Origin of the sequence: Streptomyces phaeolivaceus (genome assembly GCF_009184865.1) — a bacterium.
Classification (GTDB): Bacteria; Actinomycetota; Actinomycetes; order Streptomycetales; family Streptomycetaceae; genus Streptomyces; species Streptomyces phaeolivaceus.
This window is the reverse complement of record NZ_CP045096.1, coordinates 2,804,849-2,826,127: the sequence shown is the minus strand read 5'-3', so window position 1 is coordinate 2,826,127 and position 21,279 is coordinate 2,804,849. Positions and strand designations below refer to the sequence as shown.

At 70.4% G+C, this 21,279-nt stretch carries 14 protein-coding genes and 2 pseudogenes; 7 read left to right on the top strand and 9 right to left on the bottom strand.

All coding sequences use genetic code 11. The annotated features are described in order from the left end of the window. Positions 1–4: 4 nt before the first annotated feature. The 3 genes and pseudogenes from F9278_RS13185 to F9278_RS13175 all read left to right on the top strand — a co-directional run. Positions 5–847: a carbohydrate ABC transporter permease gene (locus F9278_RS13185; RefSeq protein ID WP_152168498.1), complete on the top strand. Its 843-nt coding sequence runs from the start codon at positions 5–7 to the stop codon at positions 845–847. Positions 848–905: 58 nt separating this feature from the next. Next, positions 906–1,892 (top strand): carbohydrate kinase family protein, encoded by a 987-nt coding sequence (locus F9278_RS13180; RefSeq protein WP_152168497.1) that lies wholly within the window; start codon positions 906–908, stop codon positions 1,890–1,892. A gap of 951 nt (positions 1,893–2,843) precedes the next feature. Then, a pseudogene (locus F9278_RS13175) lies at positions 2,844–3,353 on the top strand (MFS transporter); the annotation flags it as partial. A 126-nt stretch (positions 3,354–3,479) separates the two neighbouring features. Here the strand turns inward: F9278_RS13175 and F9278_RS13170 are convergent. Continuing rightward, entirely contained in the window at positions 3,480–4,127 is a 648-nt protein-coding gene (locus F9278_RS13170) for a TetR/AcrR family transcriptional regulator (RefSeq protein ID WP_152168496.1), read from the bottom strand. Positions 4,128–4,243: 116 nt separating this feature from the next. Between F9278_RS13170 and F9278_RS13165 the strand changes: the two are divergent. Next, a pseudogene (locus tag F9278_RS13165) lies at positions 4,244–5,915 on the top strand (acetoacetate--CoA ligase); the annotation flags it as partial. Here the strand turns inward: F9278_RS13165 and F9278_RS13160 are convergent. Beyond that, a complete protein-coding gene (locus F9278_RS13160; protein ID WP_152168495.1) occupies positions 5,892–6,842 on the bottom strand; it encodes a LysR family transcriptional regulator in 951 nt (316 codons plus the stop codon). The pseudogene F9278_RS13165 and the gene F9278_RS13160 sit on opposite strands and share 24 nt — an antisense overlap. A 70-nt stretch (positions 6,843–6,912) precedes the next feature. Between F9278_RS13160 and F9278_RS13155 the strand changes: the two genes are divergently transcribed. Further along, positions 6,913–7,623: a cyclase family protein gene (locus F9278_RS13155; protein WP_152168494.1), complete on the top strand. Its 711-nt coding sequence runs from the start codon at positions 6,913–6,915 to the stop codon at positions 7,621–7,623. A 9-nt stretch (positions 7,624–7,632) separates the two neighbouring features. Beyond that, complete coding sequence (locus tag F9278_RS13150; RefSeq protein WP_152168493.1) at positions 7,633–8,085, top strand: GNAT family N-acetyltransferase; 453 nt, start codon at positions 7,633–7,635, stop codon at positions 8,083–8,085. Between the two features lies 1 nt (position 8,086). Here F9278_RS13150 and kstD read toward each other — a convergent pair whose 3' ends face one another. From kstD to F9278_RS13125, 5 genes are all read right to left on the bottom strand, one after another. Then, positions 8,087–9,880: a 3-oxosteroid 1-dehydrogenase gene (gene kstD, locus F9278_RS13145; protein WP_152168492.1), complete on the bottom strand. Its 1,794-nt coding sequence runs from the start codon at positions 9,878–9,880 to the stop codon at positions 8,087–8,089. A gap of 180 nt (positions 9,881–10,060) precedes the next feature. Beyond that, entirely contained in the window at positions 10,061–14,002 is a 3,942-nt protein-coding gene (gene fxsT / locus F9278_RS13140) for an FxSxx-COOH system tetratricopeptide repeat protein (RefSeq protein WP_152168491.1), read from the bottom strand. Then, on the bottom strand, positions 13,999–15,390 hold the full coding sequence (locus F9278_RS13135) for a TIR-like protein FxsC (protein WP_193241459.1): 1,392 nt from the start codon (positions 15,388–15,390) through the stop codon (positions 13,999–14,001). Before F9278_RS13135 ends, fxsT begins: the two co-directional genes overlap by 4 nt. 304 nt (positions 15,391–15,694) lie before the next feature. After that, positions 15,695–17,845 (bottom strand): radical SAM/SPASM protein FxsBH, inactivated beta-hydroxylase extension form, encoded by a 2,151-nt coding sequence (gene fxsBH / locus F9278_RS13130; protein WP_152168489.1) that lies wholly within the window; start codon positions 17,843–17,845, stop codon positions 15,695–15,697. 75 nt (positions 17,846–17,920) lie between these two features. After that, positions 17,921–18,151 carry a hypothetical protein gene (locus tag F9278_RS13125; protein ID WP_152168488.1) on the bottom strand — a complete coding sequence of 77 codons (231 nt, stop codon included), beginning with the start codon at positions 18,149–18,151 and terminating at the stop codon, positions 17,921–17,923. A gap of 225 nt (positions 18,152–18,376) precedes the next feature. Between F9278_RS13125 and F9278_RS13120 the strand changes: the two genes are divergently transcribed. Further along, positions 18,377–19,291: a DUF4231 domain-containing protein gene (locus tag F9278_RS13120; protein WP_152168487.1), complete on the top strand. Its 915-nt coding sequence runs from the start codon at positions 18,377–18,379 to the stop codon at positions 19,289–19,291. A 73-nt stretch (positions 19,292–19,364) separates the two neighbouring features. Here F9278_RS13120 and F9278_RS13115 read toward each other — a convergent pair whose 3' ends face one another. Together F9278_RS13115 and F9278_RS13110 are read right to left on the bottom strand one after the other, a co-directional pair. Beyond that, positions 19,365–19,856: a hypothetical protein gene (locus F9278_RS13115; protein ID WP_226966727.1), complete on the bottom strand. Its 492-nt coding sequence runs from the start codon at positions 19,854–19,856 to the stop codon at positions 19,365–19,367. A gap of 250 nt (positions 19,857–20,106) precedes the next feature. Continuing rightward, positions 20,107–21,144, bottom strand: coding sequence for a rod shape-determining protein (locus F9278_RS13110; RefSeq protein ID WP_152173837.1), 1,038 nt, complete (start codon positions 21,142–21,144; stop codon positions 20,107–20,109). Between the last annotated feature and the right edge of the window lie 135 nt (positions 21,145–21,279).

Here is a 21,279-nt window from a genome sequence, read left to right as displayed (position 1 = left end):
CCCCATGGCCCAGACCCGCACTCCCCTGCGCCGCCTGCTGGACTACGCCGTCCTGAGCGTGCTGGCCTTCATCTTCGTCCTGCCCGTGCTGTATCTGATCGTCGGCAGCTTCAAGCCCTCCGACCAGGTACTCGACGGCCTGTCCGGCTTCCTGCCCACCCACCTGTCCCTCGACAACTACACCGCCGTCCTTGACAGCTTCAACTCCGACGCCACCGGCTACTTCTGGCGCTTCATGGGCATCTCCCTGCTCCTGTCCACCGTCGTGGTCCTCGGCGGCATGATCATCAACTCCATGGCCGCCTACGGCCTTGCCCGCCTGCGCTGGAAAGGCCAGAGGGCCGTCTTCGGCATCGTCCTGCTGCTGATGCTCGTCCCGTTCGAAGCCGTCGCGGTCCCGCTCTTCTACATGTTCAACGACCAGCGCAACACCATCTACATCCAGGCGATCCCCTTCATCGCCAACGCCTTCTCCATCTATCAGTTCGCCACCTTCTTCCGCGCCATCCCGCCCAGCATCGAAGAAGCAGCCCGAATCGACGGCGCCGGCCCCTGGCGCACCTTCTTCGCGATCATCGTCCCCATGAGCAAGCCGGTCTTCGCCTCCGTCGCGATCCTGACCTTCCTCACCCAGTGGGGCTCCTTCCTCTGGCCCGTCCTGATGGTCTCCGACCCCGCCGTACGGCCGCTGCCGCTGGAAATGAGCGTCTTCCAGGGACAGATGCCCGTGGACTGGGGCCAGGTACTCGCCTTCGGCGTCCTCCTGGTCCTGCCCGTACTGATCGTCTTCGCGTTCTTCCAGCGGTGGTTCGTCCAAGGCGTCGCCAGCTCCGCCGTCAAAGGCTGACACCGCCCACCAAGCACCCGCACCCGCGTCCACCTCCGCAGAGAGACCCTTCAAGAGCATGGCCACCCACGGCATCACCGTCATCGGCGAATGTGTCGCCGACGCCTTCACCGACCCCGCCCGCTCCACCCCCGCCCACCTCGCCCTCAACGTCCTGCCCGGGGGCGGACCCGCCAACACCGCCGTCGCCCTCGCCCGGCTCGGCACCCCCACCCGCCTCCTCGCCCGCATCTCCCACGACGTCTTCGGCACCCTCTTCAGCAGCCACCTCACCGCCTCCGGCGTCGACCTGACCGGCAGCGTCACGACCGCGCCTGAACCCAGCACCCTCGCCGTCGCCGCCCTCGACAACACCGGCCAGGCCGCCTACTCCTTCTTCGCCGACGGCGCCGCCGACTGGCAGTGGACCCCGGACGAACTCACCGCCACCGCACCGGACCGGGACACCGTCGCCGTGCACACCGGCTCCCTGGCACTCATACGCCAGCCCGGAGGAAGCCACATCGAGGACCACCTCGCCGACGTACGCGAGCACGCCACCGTCTCCATCGACCCCAACGTCCGGCCCCTGCTCGTACCGCCCAGCGCCTACCGCCAGCGGCTCCACCACTGGTGCACCCTCGCCGACATCCTCCGCCTCAGCGAAGACGACCTCGCCCTGCTCCTGCCAGGCGCCACCCCCGAACAAGTCTGCGACACCTGGCACGAAGCAGGAGCCCGACTCGTCGTCATCACCCTCGGCGAACGCGGCGCACTCGCCTCCCTCGACGGCCACCGCGTCACCGTCCCCGCCCCGGCCGTGAACGTCGTCGACACGGTCGGCGCCGGCGACTCCTTCACCGCCGGACTGCTGCACCGCCTCTGCGCACTCGGACACCTCGGCGGCCGACTCGACACCCTCACCCTCGACGACACCGCCGACGCCTGCACCTTCGCCGCCCGCGTCGCCGCCCGCACCTGCTCCGTCCCCGGCGCCGACCCGCCCTGGGCAGCGCGCTTGACGTCCCCGGCCACCCACGACGATCACTTGAGGCGTCAAGCGTGAGGTGCCGCCGACACCCTGGGAAGAACGCGCCACCGGCACGCGAGCGGACATGCCTGCCAGTGGCTGATGTCCAGGTGCTCCCGGCGAAAGTGGTAGTCGACGCGTGGAGACGCTGTGAGGCGGTCGGCGATCCGGGAGAGTGCTTGGAAACAGTCGGGGGCTCGCCCTGCGCGGTGGAGCCAGGCTGTCACCCGCGCGCCGTTGGCCAGGCCGAGGGGGTAGGGGATGCCGAGGAAGGCTCCGGCCTGGGCGTGGGGGATGTCGTCGACCATCTGGACCAGGCGGATCGCGGCGTCGCGATGCGGTTGCCCTCGGGGAATGCCGTCGAAGGCACAGAGTTCGCGAGCCAGTCCTCGGGCAGCAGCTGGGGGACGTGCCGTGGTTCGTATTGCCCGCTGCGGCGGGTCTCTTGAGGGAAGGCCGACGAGCGTCCCCGGTTGCGATGGGGGAAGACGGGAAGGGCTGCGATCGCGGAGCGGAACCCGGGCGGTTTGTCCGAACGGTTCCGGGCCGCAGTGCCCCTGGTTGCCTGTGTGATGATCAGTGCGATCGAACTTCTCAACTATGTTCGAGCTCTGCAGTCCGCCACAGTCCTCGTGCTCCAGCCTGAGCTGTTCGATCAAGAGGTTGTGCTGGCCTCGACGTCGTGGGAACACATAGGACGGGTATACGGCGCGCCGCTCGGAACGCCCGCTCCCACCGGTGCACCGGCTCCCCTCGGCGAGGGATGGGGGCCGCCGACGGGCGAGTGACTTCCGTGGAGGTGCTGAGATCGTGCTGTCCGGGCAGCTCCGCCAGGCTGAAAAGGTCACTGACGGTGACCATGATTCCCGCCGCTGTGGAGGAGGAGAGCCGGTCCCGCGGTTCGGTGGTCGCCAAGCAGGGGCCGGCGTCATGGTGCACGTACGGTAGGCCCCGAAGGGCTGCTCGTGTTCGCCTGAGCGCGGTCGGGTGGTGCTGGGCTTCGCGATCGGGCTGAGCGTCTCCCCGGCGACCGACACGATCATGGACTCCTTCCCCGAGTCCGAGCTGGGCGTCGGCGGCGGTGCCAACGACACCGCGCTGGAGCTGGGTGGTGCGCTGGGTATAGCGGTGCTGGGCTCGCTGCTGGGCACCGCCTACCGGGACGAGCTGACCGACCTGGTCGGCGACCAGCTTCCGGCCGCCGCGATGGAGACGGCCAAGGACTCGGTCGGCGGTGGTCTGGCCGTGGCCGAGCGTGTCGCCCAGGATCCGTCCGCCGGTCCTCAGCAGGCCCAGGCGGTCGTGGACGCCGTCCACCAGGCCTTCGCCCACGGCGTCGCCCAGACCAGCCTGATCGGTGGGATCATCATGGCCGCCGGAACCGTGATCGTCCTCGCGGTACTGCCGGGCCGCCGCGGCTTCGCAAAGGCCGCCGCGCGGGAGACCGGGGCGGCGGACGGCGGGAGCGCGGAGACCCGCACGGACGCTGTCCACTAGCCACCGCGAGCCCTTGGCCGAGGGACCCGGGATCACTCCGCGAGGGGTGCCCGGGTCCTTGCGTGGTGTTGGGGAGGGCGGCGTGGCGCTGGAAGGCCGCCCCTCCCCTCCCGGCGTCCGGCCCCGCTACCCGTCGAGGTCCGGCAAGGCGCGGTGGGAGATGGCGTGGGCCTCGTCCGGGGGGACGCCCAGCATGCGGAGCATGAGTTCGGCGAGGGCCGTGGCGGTGGTGTCGGGGTCGATGTCGGGGCGGTTGAAGCGGAGTTCGACGAGGGAGACCAGGGAGCCGCCCATCGCGGTGAGGGTGACGACCGGGTCGGACGGCAGGAAGCGGCCCGAGGCGATGCCGGCCTGGAGGTCGCGCAGCGCGCGGGGCGCCAGACCCTGGTCGGAGTGGATGTGCTGGAGGCCCCGGCGGCGCAGGACCTGCATCAGCTCCGGATGCGAGTCGACCATCCGGACGCTGAACCGGAATCCGGCCGCGACCAGCTCCGCCGGATCCTCGATCCCGGCCAGTCGCTCGTCGAAGGTCCGTCCGAACTCCTCCAGGGCGTCCGCCACCGCCGCGTCGAACAGCTCCGCCTTCGACGAGAAGTGGTTGTAGAAGGAGCCGAAGCCGACGTCCGCGCGCTCGGCGATCGTCTGGATGCTGGCACCGGTGTCACCGGTGTCACCGGTCTCGGCGAGGATCCGCCGAGCCGCGCGCACCAGCGCCTGACGCGTCTCGGCGCGCCGTCGTTCGAAGCGGTTGCCGGGCGGGGCTGACATCGACATGCGGTGATTCTAGCCACGGCGACGAAGTCGATCACAGTTCTGATGATTCCATCACTTAATCTCGCCGACCCCTTGACGGCTACTTCATCGAACTTGATGATTTCATCAATAAGTACGAGACGGGCGCCGGATACGAGGTGACCGGACGGCAGTTGCGCGCACGGGTCGCCTCGGTCGCCTCGGTCGCCGCGACCCTGCGGGAGCTGGGGGTGGGGCCGGGGGACCGGGTCGTCGGGTATCTGCCCAACACCCCGCACGCGATCATCGCGTTCCTCGCCGCCGCGAGCCTCGGCGCGGTCTGGTCGGCGGCGGCCAGGACTACGCGCCCCAGGCCGCCGCCGACCGCTTCGGCCGGCTCGAACCGACCGTGCTGATCGCGGCCGACGGCTCTCTCTTCAACGGCACCACGCACGACCGCCGCGAGGCCGTCCTCGAACTCGCCCGCGCCCTGCCCGGGTTGAAGGCGACCCTGCTGGTCGGCCATGCAGGCCTGCCGTGCACACCGGCAACTACCCCTCCCTGGTGATCCCTTGAGAGGACGCGGCCACCCGCGACGAGGAACTCCCCTGCGTCAGCGTGCCGTTCGGCCATCCTCTCTGGATCGTCTTCTCCTCCGGCACGACCGGACTGCCCAAGGGCATCGTCCACGGCCACGGCGGAGTGCTGCTGGAGCACCTCAAGACCCTCGGCCTCCAGTCCGACCTGGGCCCCGGCGACCGTCTCCTCCGGTACACCACCACCCACTGGATGATGTGGAACCTGGTCGTGCCCACGCTGCTGACCGGGGCCACGACCTGCACGTACGACGGCAGTCCCGCGCTGCTCAGCAGGCCGGACATCCTCTGGGAGCTGGCCGCCCGCCATCGCGTCACCCTCTTCGGCACCAGCCCCCAATACCTCCTCGGCATGGCCAGGTTCGGCATCGACCCGTCCGTCCACGACCCCTCCTCGATCCGCACGGTCGGCTGCACGGGCTCCGCGCCGCCCGCCTCCGCGTACCCCTGGGTCGCCGCGCACATGGGCGAGCGGGTGCGGCTGGTCTCCGTCAGCGGCGGTACGGACATCGTGTCCGGCTTCGCGGGCGGGGCGCCCAACACACCCGTGTGGGCAGGGGAGTTGTCGGCGCCCCATCTCGAGGTGGCGCTCGCCGCGTACGACGCCGAGGGGGCGCCGGTGGTGGACCGGGTGGGTGAGCTGGTCGTCACCCGGCCGCTGCCGTCCATGCCGCTGTACTTCTGGAACGACCCCGACGGCAGCCGCTACCGGGACGCCTGCTTCTCCTCGTATCCCGGTGTATGGCGGCACGGCGACTGGATCACCGTCACCGGACACGGCTCGGTGATCGTCCGCGGCCGCTCCGACTCCACGCTCGACCGCAACGGGGTGCGGCTCGGGAGCGCGGACATCCATGACGTGGTCGAGCGGCTGCCGGAGATCGCGGAGGCGCTGGTGATCGGGGCGGAGGAGGCGGACGGGGAGTACTGGATGCCGCTGTTCGTCGTCCTCGGGGCCGGGGTCGAGCCGGACGACGCCCTGCGGGGGCGTATCCGCTCGGAGATCCGCGACCGGGTGTCGCCTCGGCATGTCCCCGACGAGATCATCGCCGTACCGGCCATTCCGCATACGCGGACGGGGAAGAAGTTGGAGGTGCCGGTGAAGCGGTTGTTGCAGGGGGCGGCACCTGAGGACGTGGTGAATCCGGCCTCCGTGGACGAGCCGGGGGCCGTGGAGTTCTTTGTGGGGCTGGGGGTGGAGAGGGGGCGTCTACGGGGGCGGGGGGAGCGGTGAGTCGACGGGTGCGGGTGTCAGGCCCAGGTTCAGGGCGGACTCTTGGAGGGCCTCGACCAGGGCCGAGGCGCGGGGCTGGGGGCCCGAGGGGGAGGCCGGCCAGACCGCCGCGATGCGACGGTGGCCCGCTACCCGGACCGTGGGGAGGGCGACGGTGTCGGGTGGGGTGTCGGTGAGGGCGAGGGTGGGGACGACGGCCGCGCCCAGGCCGGCCCGGACCAGGGCCAGGGTCGTCGGGAACTCCACGGCGGTGTGGGCGCGGTCCGGGGTGAAGCCGTACTGGGCGGAGATCCGGGCCAGGGCACGGCCGCACGCCGTGCCGGGCGGGGCGGTGACCCAGGGGCGGTCGGCCAGGTCGCGGACCGAGCGGGGCGGCGGCGACCAGTCGGCGGGCGTGATCACGCGGTACTCGTCGTCGGCGACCGGCGCGGACGCCAGGTCACGCCCCTGCTCGTGCGGATCGGGATCGGCGGCGTCGTACTCGACGACCAGCAGATCCAGACCACCGGTGCGCAGCTCGCGCAGGGCGTCCGCGCCCTCCGCCTCCACCACCCTCGGCTCCAGGCCCGGGTGACTGTCGGCGAGGGCGGCGAGGGCCGGGACGAGCAGATGGCAGACCGCCGAGGAGAACGCGGCGACCGTCACCGGCCCGGTCGAACGGCCGGTCAGCTCGGCGAGTTCACGGCGGGCCTCCGTCAGTTCGTGCTCGATCCGCTCGGCCCGTGCCGCCAGGAGCCGGCCCGCCGGGGTCAGGCCCGCCCGGCGCCGCGAACGGTCCACCAGCGGCTGGCCCACCTCCCGCTCCAACTGCGCGAGGTGCTGCGACACGGCCGACGGCGTCAGATGCAGCACCTTCGCCGCGTCCACCACACCACCGCGCAGGGCCACGGCGCGCAGGACGCGCAGTCGGCGGGGGTCCAGTTCCATAAGCCGTACTGTAGTGCCACTTCAGTAAATCTTGCTTGTGGTGAAGTGGTGCTGCAGAGAGGATCGGGACATGGGTAACAAGCAACGGCGGATCGTCGACCTCAGCCACCCCGTCCGGCACGGGATGATCACCTACCCCGGCCTCCCCGGGCCCGAGATCGGCGAGCACCTCACCCGGGAGGCGTCCCGGGAGATCTACGCGCCCGGCACCGAGTTCGCCATGGGCCGGATCTCGATGGTGTCCAACACCGGTACGTATGTGGACAGCCCCTTCCACCGCTTCGACGGCGGGCACGACCTCGCCGCGCTGCCGCTCGACCGGCTGATCGACCTCGACGGCGTCGTCGTACGCGTCGAGGGCATCGCCGACCGCGGCCGGGCCGTCGACCGCGAGACGCTGCTGCCGTACGACGTGACCGGCCGGGCGGTGCTGATCCACACGGGCTGGGACCGGCACTGGGGCACCGAGCGGTACGGCCACGGCCACCCCTACCTCACCGCCGACGCCGTCGCCTGGCTGGTGGACCGGGGCGCGGTCCTCGTCGGCATGGACACCCTCAACATCGACGACACCGAGGACGGCACCCGCCCCGCCCACACCGGCCTGCTCGCGGCCGGCATCCCCGTCGTCGAACACCTCCGGGGCCTGGAGCGACTGCCGCCGCAGGGCTTCCGTTTCCATGCCGCGCCACCGGCCGTGGAGGGCATGGGCACCTTCCCGGTACGGGCGTACGCGCTCCTCGGCGACGGGCCCGTCGACGGGCCCGTCGCCGAGGCCTAGGCTGACGCCGTGAGCGACCTCGACATCAAGCGCGTGGACGGAACGGGCGGGGACGAGGAACTCGAAGCCTGGCGACACGTCCACAACACGATCATCCCGACGCATCTCCTCACCCTCGACGACGTCCGCGAGCGCGCCGTACGCAACCATCTGGAACTCGCGTACGCCGAAGGCGTCCTCGTCGGCAACTCCACGGTCCGCCCGCCCGAGGGGGACGGCGCCACGGCCACGGTCATCGCCCGGGTGCTCGCCGAACACCGGCGGCGCGGCTTCGGCGAGCAGCTGTACGAGCGGGCGGTGCGGCGGGCGCGGGAGCTGGGCGCCCGGGTGATCGAGACCTGCGTACTGGAGGCGAACGAGGACGGACTGCGGTTCGCGCTCGGCCACGGGTTCGTGGAGACCGAGCGCTATCTGCTGGACGGCGACACGATCCCGTGGATCGACCTGCGCCGCCCGACGTGAGCTACAGCTTCCCGGCGATGTCGAGCGCGGCCACGTATCCGAAGGTCATCGCGGGGCCGATCGTCGAACCGGCGCCCGCGTAACTGCGGCCCATCACGGCGGCGCTGGCGTTGCCCGCCGCGTACAGGCCGGGGATCACCGTGCCGTCCGGGCGGAGGACACGGGCGCGGGCGTCGGTGAGGAGGCCGCCCTTGGTGCCGAGGTCGCCCGGGACGATGCGCAGGGCGTAGTAGGGCGGCAACCACAGAGGCGCCAGGCAGGAGTTGGGGGTGACGGACGGGTCCGTGTAGTAGTGGTCGTACACGCTGTCGCCGCGCCCGAAGTCCGTGTCGTCGCCCTGCCGGGCAAGGGAGTTGAAGCGGTCGACGGTCGAGCGGAGGGCCGCGGCGGGAACCCCGATGGCACCGGCCAGCGCGTCGATCGACCACGCCTTGTGGACGGCCTCCGCGTCGTACCACTCGTCGGGGAACGGGAAGGTCGGCGCGATGTCCTTGAACAGATACCGGTTGCGGTAGTTCTGGTCGACGATCAGCCAGGCCGGGATGTGCCCGGCGGACGCGGTGTCCTTCTCGTACATCGTGTGGACGACATCGCTGTACGGCCCCGCCTCGTTGACGAACCGCGCACCGGCCCCGTTGACCAACAGCCCACCGGGCAGGGTGCGTTCGGCGAGACAGAACCAGGCCTGGCCCGGGGTGTCGACGGCCGGTCCCCACCAGGCGTCGTCCATCAGCGCGAGATCGGCACCGGCCCGCCGGCCGGCCCGGATCCCGTCCCCGGTGTTCTCCTTCGCCCCCACCGTCCACCGCGTCCCGACGGGCTGCTCCTGGTACCGCGCCCGCATGGCCGCGTTGTGCTCGAAGCCGCCGGAGCCGACGACGACGCCCCGGCGGGCGCGGACCAGTCCGGTGGAGCCGTTCTTGGTGACGACCGCCCCCGTCACGGCCCCGTTCTCCAAGTACAGGTCGGTCAAAGGGGTGTTGAGCCAGACCGGCACATTGGCGCCGAGCAGTCCGGCGCGCAGCCCGCCCGCCAGCGCCTGCCCCATGGTGAGCGGCTTCTGCCCGAGCAGCGCGGCCCGCGTCCCCCGGGCGAGGCACTCCGTGGCGACGGCCAGCCCCTTCACGCTCACGGCGGTCAGCGCCAGCCACCTGTAGTCGGCGCTGAAGACCACCATCCCGGCGGGCGTGGCCAGATAGGCGGGATTCAGCCGGGCCAGCTCTTCGCCCAGCAGGTTCCCGTCGAACTGGTCCGGCTCGATGGACCGCCCGTTCGGCAACCCGCCCGGCAGCTCCGGGTAGTAGTCGCTGTACCCCTCCATCCACCGGAACCGCAGCGGACTGTTCGCCATGACGAACGACAGCATGGCGGGCCCGTGATCCAGGAACGCCTTCTGCCGGTCGGCGGGCACCTCGTCACCGACCACGGCCGCGAGGTACTGCGCCGCCTTGGCCGGGGTGTCCGGCACCCCCGCCGCCTTGATCACACTGTTGTTCGGCAGCCAGATCCCGGCCCCCGACCGCGCCGCCGACCCCCCGAACGTCGGCGCCTTCTCCACGACGACACAACTCAGCCCCTGCTTCGCCGCCGTGAGCGCGGCGGTCATGCCGGCCGCGCCGGAGCCGATGACGACGACGTCGTAGGTGCCGAGGAGGGGAGGGGCGGCGGCCGAGGCCGGGCTCCCCACGACCCCACCGGCCGCGACCGCGACGCCCGCCGCCGCGGCCGTACCGATCACCCGCCGCCGACCGGGCCCCGCCCCCGTACGTCTCTCAGGTTCCGCGCTCTTGGCCATGCCGGACGCTCCAGCCTCACGAAGGAATGGTGGGTGACCGTGCTGTTTCCCCCGACGACGGCAAGGGTCCCGTTCACGCCGGGCGGGTGCGGAGCCTCGAATCTGACGTGAAGGGGTGGTGAAGTCAAGACACGCGGAGGCCGCGTGTGCGGCGTTCGACGGCGCGAGGTGAGGAGGCCGTCACGCCTGCAGCGGTTCGAGATCCCGGTACACCCTCCGTTTGTCGCGCACGAGCCGGGTGATGGCGTTGCCTTCCCCCAACTGCTGTTGCTGCCTCTCCAGTTCGACGAGCGACTCCGCGTGCAGCTGAGCCGCCTCCTCCTCCCGTCCCAGCGCGACAAGTGTCAGCGCCGAGTTGGCGACGACAGCCAGCGTCTCGGGATGATGGGCTCCGAGAACGGCCACGAGTGCGTCGCGGGCGGCTTCCTCCAGTGGCCACGCCTCGTCGGGGCGGCCCTGCTCGGCCAGGACATTGGCGTGGTTGGCGCGGGAGAAGAGAGTGTGGGGGTGCTGATCACCGAGGGCGATCCGCATGCCTTCGGTGACCCGCCGGAACACGGCTTCGGCCTCGTCCGCTTCGGCGCAGGCCTTGAGATAGACACCGAGACTGTTCAGCGTGGCCTGCGTGTACGGATGTTTCTCGCCGGCGACCTTCACGAACTTGTCCCGGACCGCCTTGGCGATGTCCCGGGCCTTCTCCCACTCCTCCGCCGCGTACAGGTCCGCCGCCAAGTTGAGTTCGCACGCCAGGGAGTCGGGCGTCGGCGCGCTGTACTGGTCCCGGTACTGGGCGCGGGTCGCCGTGGTCAACCGACGGGCGTTCTCGAACTGTCCCGACTGGCGCAGCGACACGGCCAGTGACTTCGCGCAGCTGAGCGTGCCGGGGAACCCCTTGCCGCGGGTGCGTTTGTGGTCCTCGTACGACTCGGACAGCAGCGTCACCGAGTCCGTGTAGCGGCCGACCTCGCGCAGATCGCGGCCGAGACGGGCCGCCGAAGCAAGGGTGTAGGGGTGGTCGGGGCCGAGGACCCCCCTGCGGCGGTGATAGGTGTCCTCGTCGATGTCGCGAGCCTCCGCGTAGCGGCCGACCACGCGTGAGGCGAGGCCCAGGTTGTTCGCGGCACTGAGCGTCCGGGGATGCGATTCGTGGAAGATCCGCTTGAAGCCCTCATGGGCCTCGCGGGCCAGCGGCACGGCTCGCACCGCGGAGTCGTACGCGCCCGAGATCGCGAGGTCGCTGGCCAGGCTGGTCAAGGTCATGTACGTGTGCGGATGCGAGGGGCCCAGAATGCGGCGTTGGTGTGCCAGCACGTCCTCGTTGATCTCGCGGGACTTTGTGAACTGTCCCTCGGAGCGCAGCACGTTGGCGTACTGGAAGCGCAGGAAGAGGTACTGGATGTCGTCCTCGCCGAGGGTGGTCCTCCAGTGGTTCAGAAGCTCCTCCGCCTGGTGTCGGGCGCTGGCGAAGTCGCCGCGCTTCCATAGGTATCGGACATGGTCGACGAGCAGGCGCCGAGGTTCGGACTCGACGCAGTTGCGGACGTCGGAGGCGTGCAGGTGGGGCCAGATCGCCTCGAAACGTGTCCAGTTCCGGGGATCGTCCACGGGTTCGTCGCCGTCGGGCCGGGCACCCGCGAGCACGGTGTGCGCGACATGCCGGGCCTGCCGCTGCTCCTCCTTGGTCAACTGGGAGCGGATCACGGCCTGTACCAGGCGGTGGATCTGAATGCTGTTGCTGACCTCGATCTTGGCCAGTGCGAACCGGGATATCTCCTTGATGACCCGGCCCATCATCAGGCTCTCCTGGAGACTCCGGTCCACCTTGCGCAGCTCGTTCTGCATCTCCCTGCTGTAGAGGAGGGCGGCGGGGATCGGCTCGGGCGCCAGGAAGGCACATACCTGCATCAGCCGTACCGAGGCGGGCGAATGCTCACGTAACAGGTCGATGGAGACGTTCCATGTGGCGGCGACCGTCGTACGGTAGTCGGAGGCCTGATTCAGGTTCAGCACGTACGTACTCTGCTCGGCCAGCTGGCGGAGGTACTCGTCGACCGGTGTGGCCGTCTCGGCGAGCCAGGCCGCCGCCTGCTCCACGGCCAGCGGCAGATCGCCCACCGCGTCCGCCACACGGTCGGCCTCCTCGGTGCTCAACCCGGGAGCGCACAGGGAGAGATGCTCGACGCTCTCCGGGCGCGGAAACACATCGATGGGCAGGGAGGCGACGCCGTGCTGGGCCCAGACCTGGTTGCGTGAGGTGATGACGATATGGCCACCGCTGTGCTCCGGGAAGCAGTGAACGAGCTCATCGGCGTTGTCGGCGTTGTCGAAGACCAGCAGAAAGCGGGCCACCGCCCCGTTGGCCAGCATCCGCACGGCTTCCCGGCTGCCGGCCGCCATGTCGTCGCTCTGCGGCGCGCCGAGCCGGGTGGCGAGTTCGGCGAGCGAGGAGCGGACGCTGTCGATGTGCTTGGCCGAGACCCACCAGACCAGGTCGTAGTCGGCCATGAACCTGTGTGCGTACTCCAGGGCCACTTGCGTCTTGCCGACTCCGCCGAGCCCGAACAACACCTGAGGCTGCGGCCGGACGACCGACATGCCGCCGGTGAGTCGCTGACGCAGTTGTTCGAGGACCAGATCGCGGCCGGTGAAAGTGGTGTTGCGCCGGGGCACGTTCCAGATACGCGGCGCGCTGCCCGGGAAACGGGGGCCCTGGACATCGCTCCCCATGGTCTGCGAGGGCACTTGAAGGGCGTCCAGCAGGGCACGGGCACAGGCGTCCTGGTCGTTCCGGTACAGGTCGACCGGGTTGTGCTCGGCGTAGTGGTCCGGGAGCCGCAGCTCGTCCACGCGCACCGGCACCAGGGCCGGGAGCGAGGTCTGTCCCACGGCCGCGGTGCCGGTGAGGGTCCGCCAGACCGCTTCCGAGCTCCGGGACCGGTGGAAGGCCGTCGACAGCAGGACCAGGGCGTGGGTCACCGAGGCCGTCCGTTCCGGTGGACCCGCGGCCACGTCGCGCTGGACGACCTGACAGCCGTTCCGCTTGAGCAGCGCCTCGGCCCAGTCCGCCCACATACGGTTCTCCGCCGCGTACACCACCATCACGTTCGTGGCCCGCTGCAGGTCGAACGCGTCCAGGCAGCGCAGCCGCACGGGCTCCGGCACAGGTGGCAGATGGGTGACGCCGCCCTCGGAGATCTCCTTGACGAGGCGTTCGAAGGCGGACAACAGGGAGCCCTCGACGCCGGCTTTGTCACCGACTGTCGCGAGGGTCTCCTCGTAGGCGTAGTACGGCCGGTACGGGATCTCCACCCTGCCCCAGTAGGCGCCGGCCTCCGCGGCGTCGAGTTCCTGCCCACCGGGCCCTTTGGGCAGGCCGCTGAACTTCAGCCGGGCCCGGGTGCGGGCCGCGTCGGCCTTCGCCTTCTCGCCCTCGTCGATACGCATCGGTACCGGCAGTACCCGGATGTACCGCTGGTGACCGCTGTCCTCGACGTTGCGGGCGACCGCCGCGGCGCCGTCCATCGCCTGGCCGCTGAGTGTGAAGCAGTCGACGACGACATCGGGCAGATGGATCGTGCAGATGTCGGCGTTGTCCGACAGACCGGTACGGCTGTCGATGAGGACGTAGTCGTACGAGGCCTTCATGTCCTTGCGCAGCGCGTCGAGGAAGAGCCCGCCGCCTCTGCGCTCGAAGAAGTCGTCCCAGTCGAACGACGACACGGTCGCCGAATACTCCTGGTTCTGTTTGCCCGCGGACAGAAAGTCCAGGGAACCGCCGTCGGGAAAGGAGAGGCCCAGATGTTCCAGGTCGAGTGACACGGCGTGCTGTTCGACCCGGGCGTACGCCCGGTGCCAAGGTCCCTGGCGGTGGCCCTCGGTGGTGGCCCGGCAGTAGTCGGCGAGCATGTCGATGACCCCGGTGGTGGCCACGAGCACATTGGGGTCGAGGAACGGGCGGAAGAAGCGGTCGAGTCCGGGTGCCTCCAGGTCCCAGTCGACCGTGAGGACGCGTTTGCCGTTCGCCGCGAGGATCCACGCCGTGTTGGCCAGGGCCATCGTGCGGCCCGTACCGCCCTTGTACGAGTAGAAGGTGATGACGCGTCCGTCCTGTACGGCCATCATGCTCCTCCGTGGTCGGAACCCGCGCCGGGGAGCGGCGAGCGGGTGGGGCCGATGGGACCTGTCCTGCTGCCGGAGCCGTTCGGGTTGCCAGGGGCGACGGGGCCCGTGAGACGGGTGCGGGGCGGGGGCGTCCCGGGCGGAGGGTGGGCCTCGGCATGCTTGAGGAACTGCCGGGTGGTGCGCGCGACGACGGCGGGCAGTACATCGGTGAAGGCCTTGAGCGAGGGAACACCGCCCACCGCCGTCCGGCACTCGGCGCGTCGACCGCGGTCCAGGATCCGGGGGAGCGTGCGTTCGAGTTCCGCCTTGGCCTGTCTGCCGTTCTCGTCCTGGCAGTGGGGATCCGTCCGGCTCCACGGGACGATCGCGCCGACCCAGGGGCGGGCACGGTCGTCGAACTCCTTGAGCCTGCTCCGGCGTTCCTCGTCCAGGACCGCCCATCCGTCGACCAGGAGGATCCCGGGCCCGCTCTGCGGGGGCGCGGCCTCACCGCCGGGTGCTTCGGGGCTCTCGGTGGTGAGATCGTCGGTGGCCGCGTCCGAGTCGTCGAAATCCGACACGGTGATCCGATAGTCGAGGGACCGGATCAGTTCCTCCGCCAGAGCGGGCAGCGGCCGTGTCGACTCGCCGTGGTACGGGTTCCAGTCCAGCGCGTCCTCACCGTACGGGCGGGTGTCCCGCTGCTCAGGGGCGGTACGACGCGTGGGTGCCGCCACGGTCAGATGGATACGGCGGGGTCCGGCGCCGCGCGGCTTGAACGAACTGGGCGTCGATTCGTACGGACGCGGGCGGCTGGACGGCAGCGGCGACTCGTGGGCCACCCGCACGATCCGCTGGGCGAGGGTCAGCACGGCCTCGTCGTACTCGTCCCTCAGCCGGTTGAGCTTGATCAGCCCGTAGATCCCCTGGGCGAGATAGCGCTCACCGAACGAGGAGTGGTCGATGTGGATGTGGCGCACGGAGTCCGGGAGCTGATCGAACCGTACGTGTGTCCACAGGGCCGGGACGATCAGGGGCAGGTCCCTGGCGCCGGCCGCCTTCGCTCGCACGATGCGCTCGTGGAAGGCGTACCACTCGCGTCCGCACATCTCGCTGGTGAAATAGCGTGGTGACAGCAGTGGAACGAACACCCGGCAGGTCGCGAGATTCTCGCTGAGTCTGTCCGGCCAGCCCTCTCCGGAACGCATTTCCCGGTCGATGAACCCTGCCGCGGAGCCTGCGGGCAGATCGGTGAGCGCCATGATGTGGCCGCATAAGTCTCTGAACAGGATGTGCACCCAGTGGTCCGGGTCGCCGCCGTCGGCTCCCCAGGACGGAGTATGGGCGTAACTCAGAAAGAAATACGGCCTGTTGTCCGCTTCGAACCGTCCCCGTTCAGAAATGCCCACGCGTCCCCCTGCCTGCGGATGCCCTCGCGCCCGCCGACGGTGTCATCTGGCCGGAACCAACTATGATCCCGACCCCTCTATCGGGCCGACGGTGTAATTCAGGTCATTCCTCCGCACCATCCGGACAATTGATCTTCAAGGAATCCGATTTCTCGACATCTGCTGCCGGGCCGCGTCGACCGCGTCCCGCCCGTGGATGCGAACGACCGCCTTACCTGCCGATTCCCTTTCGATGAGAAGTTCACGCGGCAGGCGTGCCGGATCGCCCCGAAGTCGCCGTCGTCCAGGGCCAGGGGGCACGGTGTCAGCCATGAAGTCCCGCCCATTCCCTGTGCAGTTCGTCGACCAGGTAAGTGCCGTTCTCGGTGAGTTGATCGCCGAGGGGGGTGCCGAGCCGGTTCAGGGCGTTGCGGGCCCGCTCCAACGCCCTGGCGCGGGACCGGCCAGGGGAGTCGGCGGCAGCCCTGCCGATCTCCTCACTCGCCTCGTCGAGCAGCCGGCCGGCCACGCTGCCGGCCACGGTCAGGTCCGCGACCTGCCGCAGGGAGGCGAGCCGTGACTGCCGCCCCAGCAGGGGCAGTTCGCGGACCAGATGCTCCGGTTCGAAGTCGACCGCCACACCCAGTGCCCCGAGTCCGTTGGTGCCGAGCCGCAGACCGGCGCCCGCGACGAGAGGGGTGATGGTGGTGAGGAGGGTGTCGCCCCCTTCCGGCAGGCCGGATGCCGTCCTGTGCAGCACCTCGTACGCGGCTCGGAGCCGTTCGCGGAAGAGCATGAGATCACCGGGGCCCAGTGGCGCGCTCACGGGTGCCGGGTAGCAGTCGCGGTACGGGTCGGCGTCGTCGATGACGATCCGCGGCCGTCCGGGCAGATCGAGTGTCTTCAGCGGGCGCCACCGGGCGGGCAGGTCCGACGGGACGTCGCCCCGCGCGTCGCTCACCCGGAAGCCGTCGGACGTCACCGTGAAGCGCAGCCGGCCGGGGCGGGACAGCCGTACGGTCCCCAGGGTCGGCAAGTGGACCTCCGGGCCGGGCTGTTGCCAGACCAGTGTCGTCTCCACCCCCGCGAGCACCGCGGCGGCCGTGGTCGCGGCCATCAGCCGAGGGAGGTCCGTGGGGCCGTCCAACGAGCGGTGCAGCGCGACGCGTTGATAGGGATGAGCGAGCACGGTGTCGACGTGCCCGCTGACGGCCTCGTCGGAGTCGAGGCGGACCAGCAGCCGCCATGCCGCGTCCCATTCCTGACTTCCGGCCAGGGTTGTGTTCACCCGAGCGAGCAGTGTGCGGTTCAACTCCACCTGTGCGAGCCGGAGTTCGCGGTGGTCGGTGGTGGCCGGGACGAGCGCGTGCTCGGTGATCCGCTCCGCGACACCTTCGACGAACGCACGCAGGTCCGCGCAGAAGACCGAGGGATTGTCGAAGCCCCGCTCGGTGCTGTAGCGGTGTGCGTAGAGTCCGCCGCCGCAGGTCTCGACGACCGGACAGCGGCGGCAGGTCTCGCTGACACCGTCGAGGCCCAGTCGGCGGGCGCGGACCCCGGGGTGCTCCAGGAACTCCGCGAAGCCGTTGCGGAAGACGTCGTATCCGGTGGCGGCGGCGCCGTCGTAGGCCGTCTTGAGCGAGTCCGCCTGCTCGAACGTCCCGTCGGTCTCCACGACCGCGAGGTCGCTCGGCGCGAGCCCCATCGCCTCGGTCAGACTCGGCCCACCGCGCAGGGTGCTGAGCACCGAGGCGAAGGTCCGCACCGGCATGGGGCGTCCCTGCTCCTCCCATCGGTCGAACACCTTCAGCAGCCAGTCCGCGTACGGAGTTCCCTCACCGTGGCCGGGGGGTGGGTTGTCCCAGGTGGAGTGGGGGAGGAGGTAGTCGATGCGTGGCGGGTCGAGGGCGGTGAGCGCGTCGTGCACCGTGACGGGATCGTTGGCCACGTCCACCGTGCACAGCAGTCCCAGAAAGAGGTGCCGGTACTCCGGCAGCCGGAGCAGTTCGATCGCCCGCAGCGTGCGGTCGTGGCTGCTGCGGCCCCTGCGGTCCAGCCGGTGACGGTCGTTCGCGGCGCGGTCCCCGTCGAGGGAGACCCCGACCCGTACGCCGAACTCCCTGAAGATCTCCAGGTGTTCCCTCTTCAACCGTACGCCGTTGGTGTGGATGCGCAGATCCGGCGTGGTGACGGGGGACAGGATCCGGGTGAGTTCCGCGCAGATGTGCCGGAGTCGGGTGGGGCCGACCAGGAGGGGCTCCCCGCCGTGCAGAATGACCGCGACCGAGTCCAGACGCTCGTTCACCGTGTGTTCCGCGATCCGACGGGCGACCTGCCGGATGGTCTCCCCGGAGATCAGAGCGGGGCGGGACCGCCAACTCTGGTCCGCGTGTTCATAGATGTAGCAGTGGTCGCAGGCCAGATTGCACAGGCTGTGCACCTTCAGCACGATCGCCTGGATCGGGGAAGCCGTCACTTCCCACACTGTACGCGCCGAGTTGTACGGGCGAGGGGTTCTCGGTGCGGGCCGGAGGGCATCCTGAAAGCCGGGTCAGAGCGAGGAGTCGAACCTGACCGACGGGGTGGAGCGACGCTCGGGGACGTCCGTCACCCGCCCCGTGGAGCGCTGGACACGTGGGTCGCTCGCGTCGATCGCTCCGAGCGAGACGCGGCTCGTGCGGGCCGTCCGTTCGATGCGTGGTCCGGGAGTGGGCCTCGATCCGAGGAGGGCCATGGGTGTCTCGTCGCTCCGTCCGAGGTGGTGGTGCCAACTCTGTGCCACCGCCCTCTTTCCGGACCAGGTTCCTGTACGACGACGAACCTGTGAGATGAAGGCTCGGTCAGGAGGGAGGGGAGGAACGAGGTGGGGACGACAGACTTCGGCGCCCATTTTGCCATGCGTTGTCGAGCAACTGCGACTGCTGTGGCCATGGCGCGGGGTGGCACTTTCCCGACTTTGACGAGAGCATGACCATTCTGTTGATTCCGGCATCCGTACGAGGTGTGCATGGCTGCGACGCCCGGCCCCAGCACCACGGTGAGTGATCGAGACCTGTCCCCGTTGTTCCGTGTGTGTGACGAGAAGGCGGTGGCTCGGCAGGGTGAGTCCTTCAAGGTGGTGCGTACTCAGCTGGTCGCCCTGCTGCTCGCGACCGCGACCGCCTCGCTGGCGGAGCGGGTGGGGAGTCGGGTGCCGTCCGCCGTCGCGGCGGTGCTGTACGCGCTGACGATCGTGATCGGCCTCTACGCGTCCCGTCGCCGCGCCCGTGCCCAGTGGCAGGCGCACCGGGCGGCGGCCGAGGTGGTGAAGTCGTTGGCCTGGCAGTTCATGGTGCACGGCGGGCCGTTTCCGTCGCGGCTCGTCAACCCCGAGGCGATGTTCGCCGAGCGGCTGGAGGAGCGGCTCAGCGAGTTGCGGAAGGTGGGGTGGGAGGACCCGAGGGAGAGTCCCGGTGAGCGGGGGCTCGGACAGATCACTCCGGTGATGCGGGCCGTGCGTGCCAAGGCGTTCGCGTCGCGGCGGGACATCTATCTGCGTGACCGGGTGCTGGAACAGCTCGCCTGGTACGGCAACAAGGCCGGGCAGGCGCACCGCGCGTCCGTGCGCTGGTCGGGGATGACGACCTTTCTGACGTTGCTGGCACTGATGGCCGCCGTGCTCAGGGCGTTCGGGGTGATCGAGGGGCGCTGGGATCCGACCGGTGTGCTCAGCGCCGCCGCCGCGGCCGGTGTGGCCTGGCAGGAGGTACGGCGGCACCGGCCGTTGACGTACGCCCACAAGCTCGTCGAACAGGATCTGGACACCCTGCGCGTCGCCATGACCACCACCGTCAAGGAGGACGGATGGGCCGACGCCGTCGCGGAGGCGGAACGGGTGGTCTCGCCCCAGCACACGGACTGGCTCGTGCGGTTCGGGTCCTGACGGCACGTCGGGGGAGGAGCGCGGAGGAACGGGGAGGAACGGGTAGGAACAGGGAGGACGTGCGGCCCCGTGGTCAGGCCCGGCGGACTCCCGGGCTCCACAGGACCGTCACCGGGACGCCCGTGAGGTGGGCGTAGTCGACGATGTCGGCCGTGCCGCCGAGGCCGCGGGACGGGGCGCCGTCCCAGACGGCGATCATGCGGTCGGCGTGGTCGACGATGTAGCGGCCGGCCGCGTAGTACGCCTCCTCGTGGGTGCGTTCGTGCGGCAGCTGTACGCGTTCGGCGCAGCACTTGAGGAGGCGGTGGTAGGCGGCCCGGACCGCGTCGTCCCCGAGGTGGGTCTCGTAGTCCATGCCGGGGATCACGGCGGTCAGCTGTATGCCGCTCTCGAGGGCGAACTCCGCGAAGAGCTGGTCGGCGCCGGCGGCGAGGCTGCTGAGGGCCCGGGTGGTGGCGGCGCGGCCCCGTAACTCCGCCCGGATGCCCGAGCGGACGGCGGAGAGGGCGGCTTCCGGGATCTCCCGGTGTCCGGTGATACCGATCCGGGTCACGGGCCCTGGCATCCGTGCGCTCACCTCCGTGGCCGGGTTCCTCCAAGTAACCCTAGCGGCGGGCGACTTCGGCGAGAACGACGCGTACGGGCGTTAGGTGGCGCGTCTTCGGGGTCATGGGGGCGGCGGTCGGGGGGCGGCGTGGTGCCGACCGCCCCTCCGTGCTCCGGGTGCTGCCGCCCGGAGGAATGTTCGGAGGGTGTGGTTCGGACCGGCGGTCTTTCGGCGGTCAGACGGCGGTCATTCGACGGTCAGACGGTGGTCAGTCGCTGACCGGGTCCAGGCTGATGGGTTCGATACGGCCCTCCAGCATGGCGCCGATGCCCAGGGCGGCACAGACGTCGGGGCGTTCGGCGATGTGGACCGGCATGCCCGTGGCGTGGCGGAGCATCTGGTCGAAGCCGGGGAGCAGGGCGCTGCCGCCGACCATCATGATGCCGCGGTCGGCGAGGTCGGCCACCAGATCGGGCGGGCAGTCGCGGAGCACCTTGCCGATCCCGTCGACCACGGCGGTCAGGGGGGTCTGGATGGCGTCGCGTACGGCCGCGGTGTCCACCTGGACGGAACGGGCGAGCCCGGTCGCCACGTCGAGGCCGTGGATCTCGGTGGACTCGGGGCCGTGCGGGGTGAGGCCGTTGCCGGACAGGGCGAGCTGGAGCGGCCGTACGGACTGGCTGGGCAGCGTCAGCTCGTGGCGCAGCCGCAGGTGCTGCACGATCGCGTGGTCGATGGCCTCGCCGCCGACGGGGATGCGTACGGCGCTGACGACCGAGCCGAGGGAGAGGACGGCGAGTTCGGTGGCGCCCGCGCCGCACACCATGATCATGGTGGCCTCGGGCTGCTCGACGGGCAGACCGCAGCCCACCGCCGCCGCGATCAGCGTGTCCACCAGCTCCACCCGGCGGGCGCCGAGCCCCACCAGGGTCTCGATCGTGGCGCGCTGGGCGAGCGGGTCCGCGCCGTGCGGGGTGCAGGCGGCGGCGCGCAGGACGGGCTTGCGGCGCAGATTGCGGCGGACCCGGTCGCCCAGGAGCTGACGCAGCATGCGCTGGGCCATCTCGATGTCGACGACCGTGCCGCCGGAGACGGGCCGCACCACCCGGATGTAGTCGGGCGTACGGCCTCTCATCTTCTCCGCGAACTCCCCGACCGCGATCAGCGCGCCCGTGCGGGTGTTCACGGCTGCCACGCTCGGCTGGTCCACGACCAGGCCCGCGCCCTTCACGAACACCCGGGTCCGCGCGGCCCCCAGATCGACGCCGAAGTGGCAGCGGCGCAGCTGCTCCAGACTGGCGGTCATCGCGGTCATGGCGGATCCTCCCGAGAGCACGGACCGTACGGACCGCCGCCGGTCGGCGGTTCCCTGGTTCCTTTTGCATCGTGCGGGGGGTGGGGACGGGGTGCCTGTTGGGGTGGGCCGGGTGGGGGTGCGGCC

Bases quoted from the DNA above. Each gene is read 5' to 3' on its own strand.
- kstD (WP_152168492.1), bottom strand. From the start codon at position 9,880: ATGGCCAAGAGCGCGGAACCTGAGAGACGTACGGGGGCGGGGCCCGGT.
- F9278_RS13185 (WP_152168498.1), top strand. From the start codon at position 5: ATGGCCCAGACCCGCACTCCCCTGCGCCGCCTGCTGGACTACGCCGTC.
- F9278_RS13180 (WP_152168497.1), top strand. From the start codon at position 906: ATGGCCACCCACGGCATCACCGTCATCGGCGAATGTGTCGCCGACGCC.
- F9278_RS13155 (WP_152168494.1), top strand. From the start codon at position 6,913: ATGGGTAACAAGCAACGGCGGATCGTCGACCTCAGCCACCCCGTCCGG.
- F9278_RS13120 (WP_152168487.1), top strand. From the start codon at position 18,377: ATGGCTGCGACGCCCGGCCCCAGCACCACGGTGAGTGATCGAGACCTG.
- F9278_RS13110 (WP_152173837.1), bottom strand. From the start codon at position 21,144: ATGACCGCCAGTCTGGAGCAGCTGCGCCGCTGCCACTTCGGCGTCGAT.
- F9278_RS13170 (WP_152168496.1), bottom strand. From the start codon at position 4,127: ATGTCGATGTCAGCCCCGCCCGGCAACCGCTTCGAACGACGGCGCGCC.
- F9278_RS13160 (WP_152168495.1), bottom strand. From the start codon at position 6,842: ATGGAACTGGACCCCCGCCGACTGCGCGTCCTGCGCGCCGTGGCCCTG.
- F9278_RS13115 (WP_226966727.1), bottom strand. From the start codon at position 19,856: ATGCCAGGGCCCGTGACCCGGATCGGTATCACCGGACACCGGGAGATC.
- fxsT (WP_152168491.1), bottom strand. From the start codon at position 14,002: ATGATGGCCGTACAGGACGGACGCGTCATCACCTTCTACTCGTACAAG.